This is a genomic window from Litoribacter ruber (genome assembly GCF_018500185.1).
GTDB lineage: Bacteria > Bacteroidota > Bacteroidia > Cytophagales > Cyclobacteriaceae > Litoribacter > Litoribacter ruber.
On record NZ_JAHBGI010000001.1, the window covers coordinates 39,765 to 58,244 of the forward strand.

The 18,480-nt window shown below is 47.5% G+C and carries 17 protein-coding genes and 1 riboswitch; of the genes, 6 read left to right on the forward strand and 11 right to left on the reverse strand.

Features of this window, described 5'->3' with window-relative positions:
• Nucleotides 1-16: 16 nt before the first annotated feature.
• The gene (locus KIH41_RS00185) at nucleotides 17-823 is read left to right on the forward strand and encodes an ion transporter (RefSeq protein ID WP_214161105.1); all 807 of its coding nucleotides are present in this window, start codon (nucleotides 17-19) and stop codon (nucleotides 821-823) included.
• 57 nt (nucleotides 824-880) lie between these two features.
• On the opposite strand, the gene KIH41_RS00190 is transcribed toward KIH41_RS00185, so the two are convergent.
• The 5 genes from KIH41_RS00190 to KIH41_RS00210 all read right to left on the reverse strand — a co-directional run bounded on the left by KIH41_RS00190 (nucleotide 881) and on the right by KIH41_RS00210 (nucleotide 9,437).
• On the reverse strand, nucleotides 881-2,182 hold the full coding sequence (locus KIH41_RS00190) for a voltage-gated chloride channel family protein (RefSeq protein ID WP_213946331.1): 1,302 nt from the start codon (nucleotides 2,180-2,182) through the stop codon (nucleotides 881-883).
• Between the two features lie 26 nt (nucleotides 2,183-2,208).
• Nucleotides 2,209-2,277, reverse strand: a riboswitch (Fluoride riboswitch).
• A gap of 71 nt (nucleotides 2,278-2,348) precedes the next feature.
• Nucleotides 2,349-3,353, reverse strand: a complete 1,005-nt coding sequence (gap, locus tag KIH41_RS00195) for a type I glyceraldehyde-3-phosphate dehydrogenase (protein ID WP_213946330.1) — start codon at nucleotides 3,351-3,353, stop codon at nucleotides 2,349-2,351.
• Nucleotides 3,354-3,490: 137 nt separating this feature from the next.
• Nucleotides 3,491-4,651: an efflux RND transporter periplasmic adaptor subunit gene (locus KIH41_RS00200; RefSeq protein ID WP_214161106.1), complete on the reverse strand. Its 1,161-nt coding sequence runs from the start codon at nucleotides 4,649-4,651 to the stop codon at nucleotides 3,491-3,493.
• Nucleotides 4,648-8,979, reverse strand: a complete 4,332-nt coding sequence (locus KIH41_RS00205) for a CusA/CzcA family heavy metal efflux RND transporter (protein WP_214161107.1) — start codon at nucleotides 8,977-8,979, stop codon at nucleotides 4,648-4,650. Before KIH41_RS00205 ends, KIH41_RS00200 begins: the two co-directional genes overlap by 4 nt.
• Nucleotides 8,980-9,038: 59 nt before the next feature.
• The gene (locus tag KIH41_RS00210; protein WP_214161108.1) at nucleotides 9,039-9,437 is read right to left on the reverse strand and encodes a hypothetical protein; all 399 of its coding nucleotides are present in this window, start codon (nucleotides 9,435-9,437) and stop codon (nucleotides 9,039-9,041) included.
• Nucleotides 9,438-9,619: 182 nt separating this feature from the next.
• Between KIH41_RS00210 and KIH41_RS00215 the strand changes: the two genes are divergently transcribed.
• The 5 genes from KIH41_RS00215 (at nucleotide 9,620) to KIH41_RS00235 (ending at nucleotide 13,793) form a co-directional block, all read left to right on the forward strand.
• Complete coding sequence (locus tag KIH41_RS00215; RefSeq protein ID WP_213946326.1) at nucleotides 9,620-10,078, forward strand: ankyrin repeat domain-containing protein; 459 nt, start codon at nucleotides 9,620-9,622, stop codon at nucleotides 10,076-10,078.
• Nucleotides 10,079-10,180: 102 nt separating this feature from the next.
• Nucleotides 10,181-11,482 carry a Na+/H+ antiporter NhaA gene (gene nhaA, locus KIH41_RS00220; protein ID WP_214161109.1) on the forward strand — a complete coding sequence of 434 codons (1,302 nt, stop codon included), beginning with the start codon at nucleotides 10,181-10,183 and terminating at the stop codon, nucleotides 11,480-11,482.
• A 752-nt stretch (nucleotides 11,483-12,234) separates the two neighbouring features.
• A complete protein-coding gene (locus tag KIH41_RS00225; protein ID WP_214161110.1) occupies nucleotides 12,235-12,810 on the forward strand; it encodes a hypothetical protein in 576 nt (191 codons plus the stop codon).
• Nucleotides 12,811-12,814: 4 nt separating this feature from the next.
• Nucleotides 12,815-13,384 (forward strand): helix-turn-helix transcriptional regulator, encoded by a 570-nt coding sequence (locus KIH41_RS00230; RefSeq protein ID WP_214161111.1) that lies wholly within the window; start codon nucleotides 12,815-12,817, stop codon nucleotides 13,382-13,384.
• Between the two features lie 79 nt (nucleotides 13,385-13,463).
• Nucleotides 13,464-13,793: a four-helix bundle copper-binding protein gene (locus tag KIH41_RS00235; RefSeq protein WP_214161112.1), complete on the forward strand. Its 330-nt coding sequence runs from the start codon at nucleotides 13,464-13,466 to the stop codon at nucleotides 13,791-13,793.
• Nucleotides 13,794-13,833: 40 nt separating this feature from the next.
• Here KIH41_RS00235 and KIH41_RS00240 read toward each other — a convergent pair whose 3' ends face one another.
• From KIH41_RS00240 to KIH41_RS00265, 6 genes are all read right to left on the reverse strand, one after another.
• Nucleotides 13,834-13,986 (reverse strand): Txe/YoeB family addiction module toxin, encoded by a 153-nt coding sequence (locus KIH41_RS00240; RefSeq protein ID WP_317195981.1) that lies wholly within the window; start codon nucleotides 13,984-13,986, stop codon nucleotides 13,834-13,836.
• A 100-nt stretch (nucleotides 13,987-14,086) separates the two neighbouring features.
• Nucleotides 14,087-14,338 carry a type II toxin-antitoxin system Phd/YefM family antitoxin gene (locus KIH41_RS00245; protein WP_213946323.1) on the reverse strand — a complete coding sequence of 84 codons (252 nt, stop codon included), beginning with the start codon at nucleotides 14,336-14,338 and terminating at the stop codon, nucleotides 14,087-14,089.
• Nucleotides 14,339-14,405: 67 nt separating this feature from the next.
• On the reverse strand, nucleotides 14,406-15,605 hold the full coding sequence (locus KIH41_RS00250; protein ID WP_214161113.1) for a peroxiredoxin family protein: 1,200 nt from the start codon (nucleotides 15,603-15,605) through the stop codon (nucleotides 14,406-14,408).
• Nucleotides 15,606-15,958: 353 nt separating this feature from the next.
• Complete coding sequence (locus tag KIH41_RS00255) at nucleotides 15,959-16,588, reverse strand: DUF2459 domain-containing protein (protein ID WP_213946321.1); 630 nt, start codon at nucleotides 16,586-16,588, stop codon at nucleotides 15,959-15,961.
• Between the two features lie 276 nt (nucleotides 16,589-16,864).
• Nucleotides 16,865-17,476 carry a Uma2 family endonuclease gene (locus tag KIH41_RS00260; RefSeq protein ID WP_214161114.1) on the reverse strand — a complete coding sequence of 204 codons (612 nt, stop codon included), beginning with the start codon at nucleotides 17,474-17,476 and terminating at the stop codon, nucleotides 16,865-16,867.
• A gap of 263 nt (nucleotides 17,477-17,739) precedes the next feature.
• Entirely contained in the window at nucleotides 17,740-18,351 is a 612-nt protein-coding gene (locus KIH41_RS00265; protein ID WP_214161115.1) for a Uma2 family endonuclease, read from the reverse strand.
• Nucleotides 18,352-18,480: the final 129 nt, after the last annotated feature.

An 18,480-nucleotide genomic window follows, 5' to 3' on the forward strand; every position in this document is an offset into this window, starting at 1 on the left:
AAACCGCCTTTTTTAAATGAAACTGACCAAATCCAGACTTGCCCACATAGTTTTTGAATCGGATGATGCTGCCTCCAAGGCTTTTGATGTGGTGTTGCTGATCTTGATTTTGGGAAGTGTGGCGGTGGCTTTGCTGGATTCGGTGGCGAGTTATAGGCTGGTCTACGGAGACCTTTTTTATACTCTGGAGTGGGTTTTTACAGTGCTTTTCACCATTGAGTACTTGCTTAGGCTCTATCTCACCCGTAGGATAGCTGGGTATGTGTTCAGTTTTTATGGCATTGTTGACTTCTTGGCCATTCTACCTGCCTTTTTAAGTTTGGTGATTGTGGATACTCAGTTCTTGGTGGTGGTAAGGGCGCTTCGTTTGCTACGGGTTTTGAGGGTGCTCAAGCTTGGGCGCTATATGATGGAGGCATCCCTGCTTCAGGAGGCCTTATGGGCCAGCAGAAGAAAGATCCAGATTTTCATAGGTTCAGTGGTGACCATTGTATTGGTCATGGGAACTGTCATGTATCTGGTCGAAGGCCCGGAGGCTGGTTATACGAGCATTCCCACATCTATGTATTGGGCTATTGTGACCTTAACTACTGTGGGTTATGGAGATATAATTCCCCTCACTCCATTAGGTAAATTCATGTCATCCTTTATCATGCTACTTGGCTATGGGATCATAGCCGTGCCCACTGGTATTGTGACCGCCGAAATGTCGGCCCAAATGTATAAGAGAAAAGGCGAGGAGCTGGTCGAATGCCAAAACTGCCATGCCCATAACCACGACAGAGACGCTTATCACTGCAAGTATTGTGGGACTAAATTGTAGTTAATGGTCGGTATTTGGAACCGCAAAGCTTTTGAAGAAGCGCGTTTCTTCCTAGATCTACTTAATTTTCCCTAGATTCTTTCCCTTAAACCCTTCAAACCGCCTATGCTTGGGTGAGCCGATGATCTGGCTGTTGTAGATCCCCGCATGTCCGCTGAAAATATAGGCAACCACACATGCTAATCCCACATATACGCCAGATTGTGCACCGAATAATTCTATGCCCATTAGGGTACAGGCCAACGGTGTATTGGTGGCTCCGCTGAAGACCCCCACGAAACCCATTCCAGCCAATAAAGCCATCGGAAGCGGGATTATGCCCGATAAGGCATTCCCCAAAGTGGCACCAGTGTAAAAAAGCGGCGTTACTTCTCCGCCTTTGAAGCCTGCCCCTAGAGTGAGGGATGTGAAACCAATTTTGGCCAGGAAATCATACCAAGGCAGGTTTTCATTGAAGGCATCCACAATGGTGGGGATTCCCAACCCTATATATTTGGTGGTGCCGATGGCGAAGACTGTGGCTGCTACCAGCACCCCGCCGATAACAGGACGTAAGGGTGGGTAGTCGATAAATTTGCCGAAAAGCTGGCTCCAAAAATGGGTGGCCTTGGCAAAAAGCCTCCCTGCCAATCCAAAACAGATGCCCGCCGGAATGATCCAAAGGGTGTTGATGAGGTTGATTTCCGGAATGTAGGGAATGATATAAGCTGTATGATGTACTTCAAAAAGCTGCGCACAGGTATAATCGGCCACATAGGCTCCCAAAAAAGCGGGGAGTATGGACTCATATCGAATCCTGCCTATCACCAACCATTCCAGAGCAAATATGGCCCCCGCAAGTGGGGTGCCGAATACTGAGGCAAATCCCGCGGCCACACCAATAGTGATTAAAGTTTTTCGGTCCTGGGCGGTAAGTTTAAACCATTTGGTAAACTGGTCGGCTATGGCGCCTCCCATCTGCACTGCTGTGCCCTCTCGGCCAGCGGAGCCTCCAAAGAGGTGGGTAGCCACAGTTCCGAAAAGTACCAATGGGGCCATTCGGAGCGGGATTACCTTCAAGGGATTGTAGAATTCTTCCAGTAGTTGGTTGTTGCCCTTGACCACGGATTCTCCAAATTTATGGTAAACCCAGCCAATTATTAATCCCCCTAAAGGTAACAAGGCAATCAGCCAAATATTGGCTTCTCTGTAATTGGTAGCCCATTTGAGTGAAATAAGAAAGATTGCAGATGCAGCGCCTGCCAACAAACCGACTGCTGTGGCAATGATTAGCCATTTGGAAGTAAAAAGTAAACTCGGCAGAAATTCAAGCTGCAAAAACTGCTTTAGACGCAGTTGTTCAATGATCCTCTTCAACATTGGAGAAAATGCTTAGGTTAATTTAAGTTGAAGTAGGAGTCATCAGCACCAATTAATTGGGCGGTTAAAGGTGGTACCCCATCACCTTTGGAAGTACGAAGTGGTTTGAAGTTAGAAGTAAAAGGGAAAAGGTTAGAGGTTTAACCCTTTCCTTTTCCCTGCTTTATTACTTGTTGGCGATGTAGGCTAGCAAGTCAACAACTTTGCTTGAATAGCCCCACTCGTTGTCATACCAGCTCACTACTTTGACAAATTTGTCGGAAAGTTGAATTCCGGCACCAGCGTCAAAGATGGAAGTTCTTGCATCACCGATGAAGTCGTTGGATACCACCTGGTCTTCCGTGTAACCCAGGATTCCCTTCAGTTCACCTTCAGACATTTCCTTCATTTTTGCACAGATTTCCTCGTAAGAAGCAGGCTTGGATAGTCTAACGGTCAAATCCACTACAGAAACGTTTGGAGTAGGAACTCTGAAGGCCATACCGGTTAGTTTACCGTTAAGGTCAGGGATAACTTTACCAACGGCCTTGGCAGCACCAGTGGAGGAAGGGATGATGTTTTGTCCGGCACCACGTCCGCCTCTCCAGTCTTTGGCAGAAGGTCCGTCAACGGTTTTCTGCGTAGCAGTAGTAGCATGAACAGTGGTCATCAATCCTTCTTCAATGCCCCAAGTGTCGTGCAATACCTTGGCGATCGGAGCAAGACAGTTTGTGGTACAGGAAGCGTTTGATACAAATTGCATATCGGGGGTATAAGAACTTTCGTTTACACCCATTACAAACATCGGCGTGTCATCCTTTGATGGGGCCGACATGATTACTTTTTTGGCACCGGCTTCGATGTGGCCTTTTGCGGAATCTTTAGTAAGGAACAAACCAGTTGATTCCACAATGTATTCAGCACCAACATCGCCCCATTTGAGGTCGGCCGGGTTTTTCTCAGCAGTTACGCGGATTTCGTTTCCGTTGACTACCAACTTACCGTCTTTGACTTCGATTTCACCGTCAAATTGACCGTGGGTGGAGTCGTATTTAAGCATATAAGCTATATAGTCCACATCGATAAGGTCATTGATTCCTACGATCTGGATATCATCACGCTGCTGGGCAGCTCTGAACACTAAGCGACCAATACGGCCAAATCCGTTGATACCGACTTTAATTTTTGTCATAGTTTGGTTAAGTTTAAAATATATAAAGGTTAATAGGCTTGTGACAGGTTTCCCAAGAGGGTAGCTGTCAAGAAGCCATGAATTTACAGCTTATTTTACCGATAAGCAAAAATAGGCCTATTAATGTAAATTAACCGTTAATGATCATCCTCCACTTCTCCCTTTTTCATTTCCGACCAGATGTGGTAGCCGTTGTTTAGGGCAAAATGGCGGTTGGGGGCAGCATCTGCTTCCTCTAGCCGAACACCAGTCCATCCGCCAAAACTGCCTAAGGTTTCCACCGGCACAGCCTTGAAACTGAGTGAGCCGCCCGCGTCTTCCAGTTTTTCGAAGATGTAATGCATCTCGCCTTCCCTTACTAAGGCCGCATCGGGTAGGGCCAGGGCCGAGTCCCCGGCGGCAATGATCTGGGCCTTCACGTACATGCCTGGCACCAGCCCCTCATGTTCTCCTTCAATCTCGGCGTGCACCTGCAGGGCCCTGCTGTCCTGCTCAAATTTCTGGCTGATGCTGAAGACTTCCGCTTTGCGGTCCCGATCCCCATTGCGCAGGCGGAAGCTTACCTCTTGGCCGATCTGTATGCGGGAAATGTCCTTTTCATAAACCAATAATTTGATATGAATGTGATCGGTATTAATGAGTTCCATGAGGGCTGTTTCCGGTTGTACGGACTGGCCATTTTTCACGTGTACGGCCGTGATGGAACCGTCCAGGGGACTTCGGATGGCGACTCTGTCTGCCAGATTGCCTTCCTGAACCTGCTTGGTAGAGATATCCAAAAGCCGCAACTGCCCTTCCTTGCTGCTCAAAGTAGCCTGTAGACCCCTATAATTGGCCTGGGTTTGCTGCAGGGTTTTGCCGGCACCGACTTCTTCCTCCATCAGGCGCTGTTGGCGGTTGAGTTCCTGCTCAGCTAAGGCAAGTCTGTGGTAGGTGTCCAGGTAATCGCTCTGCAGGCGGATGATGTCCGGATGGCTGAGGTAGGCCAGTACCTGTCCTTTTTTGACCCTGTCCCCCTCGATTAGGGTGATGCCGCTGACGTGGGCGTTGACGATGCTGGTGATGATGGCCTCATGCTGGGGCGGGACTTCCAGGATGCCATTTACCGATATGCTGGAACTGATTGGCCTTTTTTCCATGGGACCTGTTTCGATCTGCATCCTTTCGACCTGCCTTGCAGTAAAGGTCACTTCCGTAATTTCCTCCATGTCATCGTCATGGTGGTCTATATCAGCGGAGCGGTTTTCGCAGGCCAGACAAAAGCTGAGAGCCAATAGTATATAGGTGTATTTTTTCATTTCAAATCCGGGTTAATAAAGTATTCCAATTCGTAGCGGGCCTGCATCAGGTTGCTCAAGGCCTCTTGGGCTTGAAGCTCTGTTTGCAGTGATTCGTTAAGCGATTGGATCATAAAGACATAATCAATTTCACCTTCTCGGAACGCTAATAGGGCCCCGCGGCGCTGTTCCCGGGCCAGTGGCAGGGTTTCATTTTTGAAGAAAAGCCAAGAGGAAAGCCACTTTCGGTACTGCTGCTCCAGCCGGGCCACCTGGTTGCTGATTTCCAGTTGGGTCTGCAGGCTGCTTTGCTGGGCAATTCTGCTTTCCAGGCGGGCTGCTTCCACCCGGCCTTTTTGGGGCAGGAAGAAAAGCGGCATGGTCAAGCCAAACTGATATTGGTAAAAGGATGGCTGTCCGCCCACCGTTTGGGGGCCATAGAGGGCCTGCAGCTTGGGCAAATACGCCGACTGGGCCCTTCGCCTTTCGGCCTCGGCCAGCATTACCGATCCCTCAGCGCGCCGGAGCAAAGGGTGCCCGGAAAGGTCCTCTTCCAAATGCAATGGCTTTTCATAAAAACCATCGCTGCCGTGAGGCGTGAACAAGTTTTCACCAAAAAGCCAGAGATTCAGTCTGATCAGGGATTCCGCATAGTCAAAGCGGGCGTTTTCCTTTTTCAGCTTCATCTGTTTGTACTGGTTTTGCGCTGCAAGGTAAGCCAATCGGGAAATGTCCTGGACTTCCAAACGGACCTTTGCGGCCTTTTCAAAGCCTTCATAAAGGGAATCCAATTCGGTAAATAGCTGCAGATATCCCTGCTTGACCAATGCATCGGCATAGGCCAGTTGCACTTCCCTCCGGATCTCCAGTTCGGTGAGGTTGAGCTCAATTTCCGAAAGGGCGATCCGCTGCTTTTGGGCATTGAGGGTAGGGCTGATGCCGAAGATGTTGATGTCCTGTTGGCTGATTCCGATCGGGGTGATTACCCCTACGTTTTCATCAGGACGGCTCACCTCATCGCCGGCGGTAAACAGGGTGGTGGTACCCAAGTCCCAGGCGGTCTTTTTGAGCGCCTCTTCCTGTTGCACCTGCATCTTGGCCGCTTCCAGTTGGGGATAATTCTCCAAGGCCCGTTGGATGGCCTGCTCCATTGAAATCGGGTTTACCTGCTGTGCCTTGGCCGGCAGGCTAAATGCCAAAAGGGCCAATACACATCCTAGGGCCGTTCTTTTTCCCGGAAGGGCTGCACTGGATTCTGTCCACCTATAAAGAATAGGCAGGATAAACAGGGTAAGCAAGGTGGCGGTCACCATCCCGCCGATCACCACGGTGGCCAGGGGCTGCTGCACCTCGGCCCCAGCAGAGCGGGAAAGTGCCATGGGCAGAAAGCCCAGAATATCGGTCAAAGCTGTCAACATGATGGGTCGGATTCTGCGTTTGGCGCCTATTCGGATCCGGTTTTCCAGATCTAGGTCGCTCTCTTTTTTCAACTCATTCCAGGAACTGATGAGTACAAGTCCGTTTAACACCGCCACGCCGAAAAGCACAATAAAGCCCACGCCCGCTGAAATGCTGAAGGGCATGTCCCGTAGCCAGAGGGAAAAGACCCCGCCAATGGCTGCCATCGGGATAGCCACATAGATCACGGCCGTCTGCTTGAAGGAGCCCAAAGCCAGATAGATGAGGAAAAAGATCAGGGCCAAGGCTATCGGCACGACCAATTTTAGCCTTGCGGTGGCGCGCTCGAGGTTTTCAAAAGCCCCTCCATATCGGATAAAATATCCGGGAGGCAGTTCCAGGCGCTGCTTGAGCCTTTCGTCGATTTCCTGTACCAGCGACTGGATATCACGGCCCCGGACATTGATGCCCACGTAGGTCCTCCGCTGGGTATCGTCGCGGCTGATCTGCATGGGACCGTCCTGATAGGAGATGGACGCCAGTTGGGTGAGTGGTACTTGGCCTCCTGAGGCGGTAGGTATAAAAAGATCCTCAATGTCGGCCAGTTCTTGTCTTTTGGCGGCATCCAGTCTCAGGACAAGGTCGAAGCGTCTTTCCCCCTCGAAAACCACCCCTGCTTTTCCTCCTGCAAAGGCCGAGGAGATGGCCTGGTTGATCTCCCGCACGTTTACGCCATAGCGGGCGAGCTGGCCGCGGTCGTACTGCACGCTGATCTGGGGGAGGCCGGAGGTGGCTTCCACTTTGAGATCGGCGACCCCGGGGATGTTCTCCACTAGCCTGCCGATTTCAGCGGATTTGGCAGCCAGGATTTCCAGATCTTCCCCGTATAGCTTGATGGCCACATCCTCGCGGACACCGGAAATCAGCTCGTTGAATCGCATCTCTATGGGTTGGGAAAATTCCAGGTTGACCCCAGTGACCTCTTCTAGCACCTCCTCGATCTTTTCGATGAGTTCTTCCTTGTTGGAGGCAGATACCCAATCGCTTTTGGGTTTGAGGATAATGAAACAATCCGCCATGTCCATAGGCATGGGGTCGGTGGGTACTTCGGCTACGCCAAAGCGGGAGAGGACTTTTTCGATTTCAGGAAAATTGTCCAGTAGCAATTGCTCAATTTCGGTGCTTTTGGCAATGCCTTCTTCCAGTGTACTGCCAGGCCGCATCAGGATGTGAAAGGCAATATCCCCCTCGTCGAGCTGGGGGATGAATTCCCCGCCCATCCGGGTGAAGGTAAAAACTGCCAAGCCCAAAAGTAAAGTTGCTGAGGCCAATACAACATTGCCCTTTGTCAAGACCTTATCCAGCAATTGACCATAGTTACGTTCGGTCCAATAAACCACTTTGTCCCCCCAGGTGTGCCCCTCTTTTTCTTTGACCTTCAGAAAAAGGGCAGACACCATGGGCACATAGGTCAGGCAGAGGATCATGGCTCCCAGCATGGCAAACATGAACGTGAGGGCCATGGGCTGGAACATTTTGCCTTCAATGCCTTCCAAAAACAGGATGGGCAAGAAAACAATCAGGATGATCAGCTGTCCAAAAAAGGCTGCATTCATCATCTTGCTGGAAGCCTTCAAAACGGTACGGTCACGGCTGGCCTGGTTCAATACCTGTCCTTGGCCGATGCGCTGGTGCATGAAAAAGACCGAGCCTTCCACGATGATCACCGCTCCGTCCACGATGATTCCGAAGTCAATGGCGCCCAAGCTCATCAGGTTGGCCCAGACATCAAATACGTTCATCAGGATGAAAGCAAAGAGCAGGGAAAGGGGGATGGTGGAGGCCACAATGAGTCCGCCACGCCAATTGCCCAGTAGGAATACCAGCACAAAAACGACAATCAGGGCGCCTTCGGTCAGGTTGGTTTTGATGGTGCCGGTAGTTTCTTGGATCAGCTGGCTACGGTCCAGGAAAGGGCTGATGTGGACCCCAGGAGGCAGGCTTTGCTGAATCTGTGCCATGCGCTCTTTTACATCCCCGATCACCTGGTTGGAGTTGGCTCCCTTGAGCATGAAGATGATACCACCTACGGCTTCTCCCTGGCCGTTTTGGGTGAAGGCTCCATAGCGTACCGCCGATCCAAAACGCACCTCAGCCACATCTTTGATCTGCAACGGAATGTCGCGTTCGGTAGGGAGCCAGATGTCTTCGATATCCTCCATGGAGCGGATGAGTCCCTCGCCCCGGATGAAGTTGGCCATGTGGTTTTTCTCGATGTAGGCCCCCCCGGTATTTTGGTTGTTGGCTTCCAAGGCCGAAAATACGTCTGCAATGGTCACGCCGTGGCTCCTGAGATCGTCGGGGTCAATGGCCACTTCGTATTGCTTGATGTTGCCCCCAAAGGAATTGACCTCGATCACACCGGGCACCATGGCCATCTGCCGGGTGATGATCCAGTCCTGTATGGTCCGCAGTTCGGTGAGATCGTAGCGGTCGCGGTATTCAGGGTCCACCTCCAGGCTGTACTGGTAGATTTCGCCCAGTCCGGTGGAAATGGGCCCCATTTCCATGTCGCCGAAGCCTTCGGGAATCTGCCGACGGACCTCCTCGAGCTTCTCGCTGATGAGCTGCCGGGGCAGATAGGTACCCATGCGGTCTTCAAAAACCACGGTGACCAGCGAAAGGCCAAAACGGGAAATGGACCTTATCTCCACCACGTCCGGGAGGTTGGACAGGGCGATTTCGATGGGGTACGTAATGAACTGTTCGATATCCTCGGTGCCTAGATTGGGCGCCTGAGTGATGATCTGTACCTGGTTGTTGGTCACATCGGGGACGGCATCCATAGGCACCTGGGTAAGGCTATAGACACCGGCTATGATCCATGCGACGGTCAACAAACCAATGAGGAGCTTGTTCCTGACGGAAAAAGCGATGATTTGATGAATCATGGGAATAGATTTACTGATAAGAAGATTTGGGCCAAAGGGAACTTGGCCTGAACATTAAATCAGGAAATCCGGGGAGGCTGGAAGCGGGAAATGTCGGCTTTTGCCAGGAGTCCGGGCCTATGGAAGCCCAGTTTTGCCGCAGGCGGAAAAGCTGGTTCTGCAAGTGCTATGGATTCGGATGGGGCATAGAAAACCCAGTTGTTCATGCTTTGGTGGCTTTCCCGGAAAGGAAGGTTGGCATGGTCGGGATCTTCGGCGACAAATTCGTAATCGTCGTCATTGTAGAAATAATGGCCTTCGACAAATTCCCAGAGGGTATCCCCATACTCCACCTTGTGGACCTGGTAGTGGTCGAAAAAGGCGGGAATTCGATGGAGATCGCAGCACAGATCCATGTTCGGCAAAAAGGCTTTGACCGAAATCAGGCTGAGCAGGACTATGTAGGCGAAGGATTTCATTTAGGTTAGTAAATGTACGGATTTTTTAAAAAAATCAACAAACCGCCCATAAGATGGTTATACCCATGTCAGAACGGGCTAGAGAAAATTCTCGGAGTTTTCAGTCTTCGGTGTTCAATCTTCCGTCTCAAAAAGATTATAAATAGGATTTAATAGCAAGCACATTACTAAAGACAAGCAACATGGATTTTTTCGATTTGATCAGACAAGGAAAAGATGAGCAAATAAAGGACATTATAAAAAATGACCCTTCCTTTTTGGAAAAGCCTAATGAGAAAGGGTTTCCCCCTTTGATTTTGGCTACATATAATGGGCAGGCTGGCACGGCAAAACTGCTTGTGGAGCTGGGGGCTGATGTGGAGGCCAGGGATGTGGCTGGCAATACGGCCTTGATGGGAGTCTGCTTTAAAGGTTACACCGAAATGGGTGAAATGCTCATAAAAGCTGGGGCGGATGTCAATGCACAGAATTACCAGGGAGCCACAGCCTTGATCTATGCGGCAACTTTTGGCCATGAAGCTCTGATAAAGTTGCTTCTTGCCCATGGGGCCGACAAACATGTGGTAGACGGCAGGGGCAACACTGCTTATGTACATGCTAAAATGCAGGGACTGGAGGAATTAGCCGAAATGGTGCGATAAATAGCTTTCCTATGACATTAATCATGTTTCAATATATTTTTAGTTTCCCTTGAAACCGCCCTTATTTTTATATTTTTGCCTGTGAGAAAATAAGGACGTGCTATGAAGAAGACCCTACTCGACAAGACGATCAGGCCCATAAATAGATTTATCCACTATGACAATTCCGGGGGGATTGCCCTCTTTCTGGCGGTCATTCTGGCTTTGATTTGGGCCAATTCACCGTGGAGGGATTCTTATCATCATATCTGGCATACCTATTTTAGTATTGGCTTTGCCGACAATATTCTTTCCTATTCCCTTCACCACTGGGTGAATGACGGCTTGATGGCCATGTTCTTTTTTGTGGTGGGACTGGAGCTCAAGCGGGAAATAATCGCCGGAGAGCTCTCGACCATAAAAAAGGCCGTTCTTCCCATGGCTGCCGCAGCTGGGGGGATGGTTTTTCCTGCATTGATTTACGTATTTATCAACCAAGGTGAGCCCACCATGAGTGGATGGGGTATCCCTATGGCCACCGATATTGTCTTTGCCCTGGCTTTGATGTCGCTTGCCGGTAAGAAGGTGCCATTGACCGCAAAGGTCTTTCTAGTGGCATTGGCTACCGTGGATGATTTGGGAGCTGTATTGGTAATTGCCTTTTTCTATAGTTCCGACCTTTCTTTTTTCAGCCTTTTCAGCGGCTTGGGATTGCTTTCCATTCTGGTGGGGGCCAATCTCATGGGGGTGAGGAACACCATTTTCTATGCCGTGATAGGTATAGGAGGGGTTTGGTTGGCCTTCCTGCTTTCTGGGGTGCATGCCACGATTGCCGGGGTGTTGGTGGCTTTTGCCATTCCTGCCAGAACCAGGGTGAACGAGTCCCTTTACTCCAGATCCATTAATTACCTGCTCTACAAGTTTGATAAGCAGATTCCTATCCGAGGGCCACTAATGACCCCTAAGCAGCATAGGATCATTGAAAAGATAAAAGTGATCTCAAGGGATGCGCAGACTCCTTTGCAGAAAATCGAAAGCGCCCTGCATCCCATAGTCACCTTCGTGGTGATCCCCTTGTTTGCCCTTTCCAACGCCGGGGTTGAGGTTGGAGAAAACTTCTTTGCCGAATTGATGAACCCGGTAAGTATAGGTGTGTTCTTTGGACTTACCCTGGGGAAATTGGTAGGGGTGCTGTCCTTTGTATGGGTACTGGTCAAGGCCAAAGTTGCCCAGCTTCCACGGGGAATGAACTGGATGCACATTGCCGGTATCGCAGGGTTGGCCGGAGTAGGCTTCACCATGTCCCTGTTCATCACGGCCCTTGCCTTTGACAGCAATGAACTCATCGACCAATCTAAATATGGTATTCTGCTGGCCTCAGTGGTGTCAGGTACGGTTGGAGTGGTATTGTTGAAGAAGGCTTAGGTAAAGTTTTAGCCACTAAGTACTCGAAGGCGCAAAGTTGTGGTGGGAGGAAAGTCAAAAAGTTTCACCGCCTGTCCCGAGTAGCGTAGCGAATCGGGAAAGTTCCAATGAAGTCGCACTAAGGGATTAAAGTTTTGGATTGGCCACGAAGACTCGAAGGCGCAAAGGTGTGTTGGATGGAAAGGAGAAAAAGAAATGGTCACAAAGTTAATTGGGAGTTTTTACAAAGCACTGTTGAAAATTTCTGTTGAGCTTTCACGTTGGAACTATTTGGAGTTTACAGATTATTATATTTGCTAATCAATTTGAAAGATGGGGAAATTTAGGTCACTAAACTTATTTGTTGTTCTGTGGATTGCTCTTTTGGGCTCTATGGAACTGGTGTGTGGCCTTCAACTCTGTCATGTTGATGTAAGAAGTGAAGTCCAATCCCATTCTTCTGAGGGAGACCACGAGCATTGTTGTATAAATGTTGCGGAACTTACTTATTTAGAGGATAATTTTATACCCCAACTCTCCTTAGAAAAGAGCTTGGATTTTGCTCTGCCAACACCCTTTGAACCTGTGGGTGTTGGGGTTTTCACGGAATCCTTTGCTGAATACTACTTTCATCCGAATTTATCAATTCGAGATCTTCATCTGCTACATCAAGTATTTATCATTTAGCAATAGAATAGAAGACGTAACTGTAATCTGATCTATTTTAAAATTTGAAAACCCCATAGACTGGGGCTTAAAAACTATTGCTAAAAATGAAAGTACTTAAATTTATATTGCCATTATTTATAGTATTCACAGGAGTAGCCTTTGCTCACGACCCAGTAGAGCACAATTCGCCTAAGGCGTCCTATTTCGATTTTCCTTGGAGGGACCTGGATGCCTTCCCTTCTAGCCATCCGCTCATTGTACATTTCGTAATTGTGTTATTAATAGTTGGTGCCATACTCTATGGTGTCAATGTTTATTTTAGAAAGCCATCCTTATATTGGACAGCCTTGATTCTATATATCCTAGGGCTTGGGGCGGCATATTTGGCCAGTTACCCCTTGCATCCACATACAGCTGGGTTGACCGAGGCCGCTCAAGAAATAATGTATTTGCATGATTTTTGGGCGTATAATACCCTCACTATCGGTACAATAGGCGCTGTGCTAATGATGGGTAATCTAATTCTATTTAAAAGAAACAGGATTGCAATGACAGCCGTGGCGCTGGTGCTCTTGCTTACCTCCTATGCAGTTAGTATGGCGGGGCATTATGGTGCCCACTTGGTACATATTGAAGGAGTCGGCCCCAAAGGTGAATTCTTGGAAATGCATGAACATTAAACTTATGAAGTCTTTTCAGATTCAGATCAAAAATATGGTTTGCCCTAGATGTATTAAGGTGGTTCGGCAGAAATTAGAGCAGTATGGGCTGGTAGTGCAGGAGGTTGAGTTAGGGTATGCTAAAATTTCCTCTCCAGACATAAATCTCGGAGAAGTCAGTAGATTGCTGGAAGAGGAGGGGTTTGAGCTTATTCCTGACCAAGATGGTAAAACGGTTGAAACCATTAAGCATACTGTCTTGCAATATTTTGATTCCCTGGTGGGCCAACGAGTGGTTACCGAAAATCTTTCTGAGTTTATCGCCTTTAAACTACATAAAAATTACTTCCAGCTAAGTAAGTTGTTTAGCCAAATTGAGGGGCGATCGATAGAATCTTATTACTTGGCTTTGAAAATTGAAAAAGTGAAAGAATTGCTTGAAGATAAAGAGTTGACGCTATCGGAGATATCAGACCGATTGCAGTATAGCAGTGTACAGTATCTCTCAACTCAGTTTAAAAAACTGACAGGTTTGAGTCCAAGTGCTTATAGAAGTGGAGGTTCGGCCAACCGCAAAGGCTATCAGGATTTATAAATCTAAGCCAAAATGTCATAAAAACATATGGTTGTTGGAAAGGTTTATAAGGTATGTTAAACCCTTAATAAACTTTACCATGAACCACCAAGATTTAATCCAAAAATTAGCTGTCTGTGCTGCTGCGTGCGAGCATTGTATGGACAGTTGCCTGAGTGAGGACAATGTACAGCATATGGTAGCCTGCATCAAGACCGATAGGGATTGTGCCAAGATCTGTCAACTAACGGCAAGCTTTGTAGCCTCCGGATCCAGGCATGCCCAGCACTTAATAAAAGAATGCATTGAGATCTGCAACGAGTGTGCTGCGGAATGTGATAAGCATGACCATGACCATTGCAAGCAATGCGCCAAGGCCTGCCGCGAATGTGTGGAAGCTTGTAAAAGCTATCAGACCGCGCAGGTATAAATTTTAAAAAAGCCCTTCAGTGTTAAACTGGAGGGCTTTTTTAGTAATGATATCTGCATTGAAGAATTACAACTGAATCGGGATCAACCTTATATACCAGCCTATCCTCTAAATTAATCCTTCTCGACCACCAACCACTTAAATCGTGTTTCAAAGGTTCGGGCTTGCCAGTTCCTTCGAAAGGTTGCCTCATGATTTCTTTAATTTAAAGATTGATTTTTTTTGAGCGTCTTATTATCGGTTTTCTGCCAATATAAATAATCGTTCCACCCTAGTCAAAAAAATCACTCTCACTATTCCAGTAGATTTCGTTCTGTTCCTCCTCCTTTTTTATACTCTTCAATACCTTCCAATAATCTTTTGGCATTTTCTGGGCTTTTTAACAAGTGAAAGGTTTCCTGCATACTTTCATATTCGGCTTTCGAAATCACTACTACATCTTCACCATTGTTGCGATTAATATACAAAGGGGAATTCGTATTAAACACCTTATCCAAGAAAGACTTGAGATGCTGTTTGAAGTTTGTATATGACGTGGTTTCCATAATTGAAAATAAATAATTCATGTCTTAAAAGCAACTGCCTTTCAAACTGTTGAGTTCAATTGCCAAACTATCTTTTCACCAATTTTTCTACCTTTTCATCATGCTCTTTTTTCCATTCTTCAAAAAGCTCTCCCGTACTGGGGCCGTTGAAACCTGTGTGTACGTCTACCAGCCTGCCCTCGCTATCGATGTAGAGCATGGAGGGGAAGTATAAGGGGCCTTCAACTTGGGGGAAGGCTGCTTTTAAATCCTTTTCCTGGCCGGCGATTAGGAAGGGATAATTGGCTCCCAGCCTCTCACTGGATTTTTGAACCCTGTTTTTGGCATAATCGAAGTCGTCTTTTTTCTCAAAGGCAAGAGCCACAATTTCAACTTTATCCTTGTTTTCCTCATACCACTCACCCATATATTTGGTTTCATCCATACAGTTTGGACACCAACTGCCGAAGATCTGTACCAGCACAGGCTTACCTCTATAGTCGCTGAGGGACACATCATTGCCATCCAGGTCAGGATAAGTGAAATCAATCGTTTCACTGGCAACCTCCTGGTCCTTATCAGGGAGTTCGAAACCTTCATTTCTAGTAGCAGTAAAAGAATAGTTGCCTGTAAGGCCATTGAAGTACTTGCCAGTAACCTTGCCGTTTTCATCTAGCTCACCGATAAATAGCTTGGCTTCCTCGCCGTTAAAAGTGCTTAGGTAAAAAGTGTTCCCGTCCACGTTGCCTTCCAGGTAGCGGAAGTCGCCAGAAGGCAGAGCAAAACTTCCCTGAAGGCTGCTTCCCTCTTGGGTGAATTTTCCGACCGCCGGTCTTGGGTCGCCGTTACCCAAGTTGAAATAAGTTTCCCACCTGCCGGAAAAATCATGCTCAGCTTCCCCGTCAGTGCTGAACCGGGGATTGCTATCAGACTGATTAGCGGTAAAGGGTGCCCGGTAGTTATTAACGTAGTGCTTCACCCATTCACCGTTTATCTTTCCATTTTCGAACTTTCCTCTCAGGCTGGCATCAAAAACGTTCATTTCCATAATCACGGAATCCCCCTTGATGCTGGCGTCGGTTTCCAGCCGCTCGTTGCTGTTGAGGATGTAGGCCTGAAGGTTGTTTTCATCTCCATCAAACTCTATAAAAAAAGGCACTTCCTGCCCCTGAAGCTCAATAGCCGCCCTGTATCTTCCCTGTGGGATTTCATTTGTATGCTCCTGCTCTTGCTCGCAGGAAAAGATGAAAATGCTCAGAAGGGAAAGGGGGAAATACTTATTAATCATGATAGTTTTGGGTAATTACTGGGGCAAAGGTAAGAAAATTGATGGATTGGTATAGGGGTTTAGTCATCCCGTACCGCATAGCTGCGCTATATGCGGTACGGCATTGTTTAGGAGTTTAGTTTTTAAGTACAAAGTGATTCACGGTGCAGCCACGTTATCGGAAATAATGAATGATGAACGCTGAATGATGAATAATGAAGTTATGAAGTGAAAACACGGTAAAAAAATCTTCCAGGTCAAATGAAAAATCAGGAAGACCTGGAAGGTTGTATGGTTGCGTCGCTTTGCGCTAAACCTCTAAACTTCTGAATGCGCGCAGCGCCAATTCAGAAATAACCTCCTAACCCACACATCTAATCTTTTTCCACCACCAAGGTACCGAAATCCTCTACTTTATTCAGTACCATTCCGGTGGTTTGCAGCCAGAGGGGGCGCAGGGGGAAGCCGGCGTGGCGGATGGCTCGGGCTACCCAGACGTTGGAGTTGTTTGGGAAATAATACCTGCTGCTTCCCTCGTAAAAGTGACTGTCCGAATAAAGCCCCTGTGTGGAAGGGATAATTTGGCCGCTTTCATCCAGGTTAAGCTCCCTGACCAAAAATTGAACCAGCGTCTCCATCTGTTCTTTATTTAATTCTATTTTGACAACATTGGTGTTGTAGTAGTGGTTTTCAGGATTTCGGGCAATAGGTTTAATGTGCAGGACCGACCTGGTGGGCCAAAACACGGCTTTAAATGCATACCAAAGATTAAAACCTTCACTGGGGTAAAAATCCGCATCCCCCCAACCAATTTCCAAATACTCCGCCTCGCCATACTCATGCCCCTCCCTCCAAATGCTGTCAGGCAAAACTTCCCCTGGAATCACCAACCCGGTATGCCAGCTAATGCTACTGACATAGATCGTGTATTTATCCTGTTCAGCAAGTAGCTGAAAGCAGGTAAAGGATAACAGGGTGAATATCAGGTATCGTTTTGTGATCATTCCTTATAAACCTGTGAGGGACCTGGCTGTTTAGGAGTTTAGCCATCCCGCACCGCATAGCTGCGCTATATGCGGTGCGGGATTGTTTAGGAGTTTAGGGATTTGGAGTGCGTTGCTTTGCGCCTAAACCCCTAAACCTCCCGCTGCGCGATAGCGCCGGGAAATAACCTCCTAAACTGCGTGAACAGAGATGCGGAGACAGCGTTAAGAGAGCCACTAACCAACCTCTGAAGCTGGAAATACATGGTACCTGGTACCTGGTACGTGGTACTACCTCTAATCCATATCCTTAAAAAACTCCTCCAAATCCAGTTCAAACCCCTTCAAAACCTTTGATGCAACCGTATCCCCAGCACCAAAAAGCCGGGAAGCTAGGTACTTTCCGTTCTCAAGCGTGTAAATGATTAGGGTTTTGGCTATTGGGTGAAGTATCCAGTATTCTTTTACTCCATGCTCCTGATAGAGCTCGTACTTGATTTTCAGGTCTTTTTTGTTGTTGCTGGGCGATTGAATTTCCACGATCAGATCTGGGGCTCCAATGCAGCCTGCGTCGTCAAGCTTGCTCTTGTCGCATATTACGCTGATGTCGGGCTGGACAACGGTAAAGATGTCTTTATCTTGGAGAGAATCTTTTGGTAATCGGACGTCAAAAGGGGCGATATAAACTTTGCAGGGTTGTCCTTTCAAAAAAACGTTGAAGAGTACAAACAAATCTCCTAAGGCCTGTTGATGAATTCTGCTAGGCGCAGCCGTCCATTTATATACCTTCCCCTTGATGATTTCCACCATTTCTTCCATGTCCCAACTCAGGTAGTCGGCATAGGAATACTTGCCTGGATATGCGGCTAAAGGCTCTTCTGCTTTGGATATATCCTCTTCGGTTTTCATATCTTAAAAATACAAAATAGTAGGGTAAATATCTGATAAGTAGGTTGTTGTTTTCGCAGTTTAGTAGGTTAGTCATCCCGCACCGCATAGCTGCGCTATATGCGGTGCGGGATTGTTTAGGAGTTTAGGGATGAAAGTTCAGATGGGAGGCCTGATATCTCTACGTCTAAATAGAGTTGCAGAGACAGCGTTAAGAGGGCCGCTAACCAACCTTATGAAGCAGGAAATACCTGGTACTTGGTACCTGGTACATGGTACTATCTCTAATCCATATCTTTAAAAAACTCCTCCAAATCCAGTTCAAAGCCCACCAATACCTTCGAGGCTACCGTATCTCCCGCACCAAAAAGTCGGGAGGCTAGGTACTTTCCGTTTTCAAGTGTGTAAATGATTAAGGTTTGGGCAATGGGGTGAAGTATCCAGTATTCTTTTACTCCGTGTTCCTGATAGAGTTTATATTTGATTTTCAGGTCTTTTTTGTTGTTGCTTGGGGAAAGGACTTCTACTATTAGGTCGGGTGCCCCCACACATCCGGCCTCATCCAACTTGCTTTTGTCGCAGATGACACAAATGTCGGGTTGGACTACGGTGAATATATCTTCATTCTTTAAGGATTTCTTTGGGAGGCGCACATCAAAGGGAGCCGGAAATAGCTTGCATTTTTTGTTCTTAAGAAACTTTTTGAACACGTAGATCAGCTCACCAATCACCAGTTGATGTTTGCTGCTCGGAGCCGCTGTCCATTTGTACACCTTGCCTTTAATTATTTCCACCATTTCTTCCATGTCCCAACTCAGGTAGTCGGCATAGGAATACTTGCCTGGATATGTGGCTAAAGGCTCTTCTGCTTTGGATATGTCCTCTTCGGTTTTCATATCTTAAAAATACAAAATAGCAGGGTAAATGTCTGATAGGTAGTTTGTTAATTTCGAAGTTTAATGGTTTAGTCATCCCGCACCGCATAGCTGCGCTATATGCGGTGCGGGATTGGTTAGGAGGTTAGG

Excerpts from the sequence above, each read along its gene's own strand:
- KIH41_RS00185 (WP_214161105.1), top strand. The coding sequence starts at position 17 with ATGAAACTGACCAAATCCAGACTTGCCCACATAGTTTTTGAATCGGAT.
- KIH41_RS00190 (WP_213946331.1), bottom strand. The coding sequence starts at position 2,182 with ATGTTGAAGAGGATCATTGAACAACTGCGTCTAAAGCAGTTTTTGCAG.
- gap (WP_213946330.1), bottom strand. The coding sequence starts at position 3,353 with ATGACAAAAATTAAAGTCGGTATCAACGGATTTGGCCGTATTGGTCGC.
- KIH41_RS00200 (WP_214161106.1), bottom strand. The coding sequence starts at position 4,651 with ATGAAAAAATACACCTATATACTATTGGCTCTCAGCTTTTGTCTGGCC.
- KIH41_RS00205 (WP_214161107.1), bottom strand. The coding sequence starts at position 8,979 with ATGATTCATCAAATCATCGCTTTTTCCGTCAGGAACAAGCTCCTCATT.
- KIH41_RS00210 (WP_214161108.1), bottom strand. The coding sequence starts at position 9,437 with ATGAAATCCTTCGCCTACATAGTCCTGCTCAGCCTGATTTCGGTCAAA.
- KIH41_RS00215 (WP_213946326.1), top strand. The coding sequence starts at position 9,620 with ATGGATTTTTTCGATTTGATCAGACAAGGAAAAGATGAGCAAATAAAG.
- nhaA (WP_214161109.1), top strand. The coding sequence starts at position 10,181 with ATGAAGAAGACCCTACTCGACAAGACGATCAGGCCCATAAATAGATTT.
- KIH41_RS00225 (WP_214161110.1), top strand. The coding sequence starts at position 12,235 with ATGAAAGTACTTAAATTTATATTGCCATTATTTATAGTATTCACAGGA.
- KIH41_RS00230 (WP_214161111.1), top strand. The coding sequence starts at position 12,815 with ATGAAGTCTTTTCAGATTCAGATCAAAAATATGGTTTGCCCTAGATGT.
- KIH41_RS00235 (WP_214161112.1), top strand. The coding sequence starts at position 13,464 with ATGAACCACCAAGATTTAATCCAAAAATTAGCTGTCTGTGCTGCTGCG.
- KIH41_RS00240 (WP_317195981.1), bottom strand. The coding sequence starts at position 13,986 with ATGAGGCAACCTTTCGAAGGAACTGGCAAGCCCGAACCTTTGAAACAC.
- KIH41_RS00245 (WP_213946323.1), bottom strand. The coding sequence starts at position 14,338 with ATGGAAACCACGTCATATACAAACTTCAAACAGCATCTCAAGTCTTTC.
- KIH41_RS00250 (WP_214161113.1), bottom strand. The coding sequence starts at position 15,605 with ATGATTAATAAGTATTTCCCCCTTTCCCTTCTGAGCATTTTCATCTTT.
- KIH41_RS00255 (WP_213946321.1), bottom strand. The coding sequence starts at position 16,588 with ATGATCACAAAACGATACCTGATATTCACCCTGTTATCCTTTACCTGC.
- KIH41_RS00260 (WP_214161114.1), bottom strand. The coding sequence starts at position 17,476 with ATGAAAACCGAAGAGGATATATCCAAAGCAGAAGAGCCTTTAGCCGCA.
- KIH41_RS00265 (WP_214161115.1), bottom strand. The coding sequence starts at position 18,351 with ATGAAAACCGAAGAGGACATATCCAAAGCAGAAGAGCCTTTAGCCACA.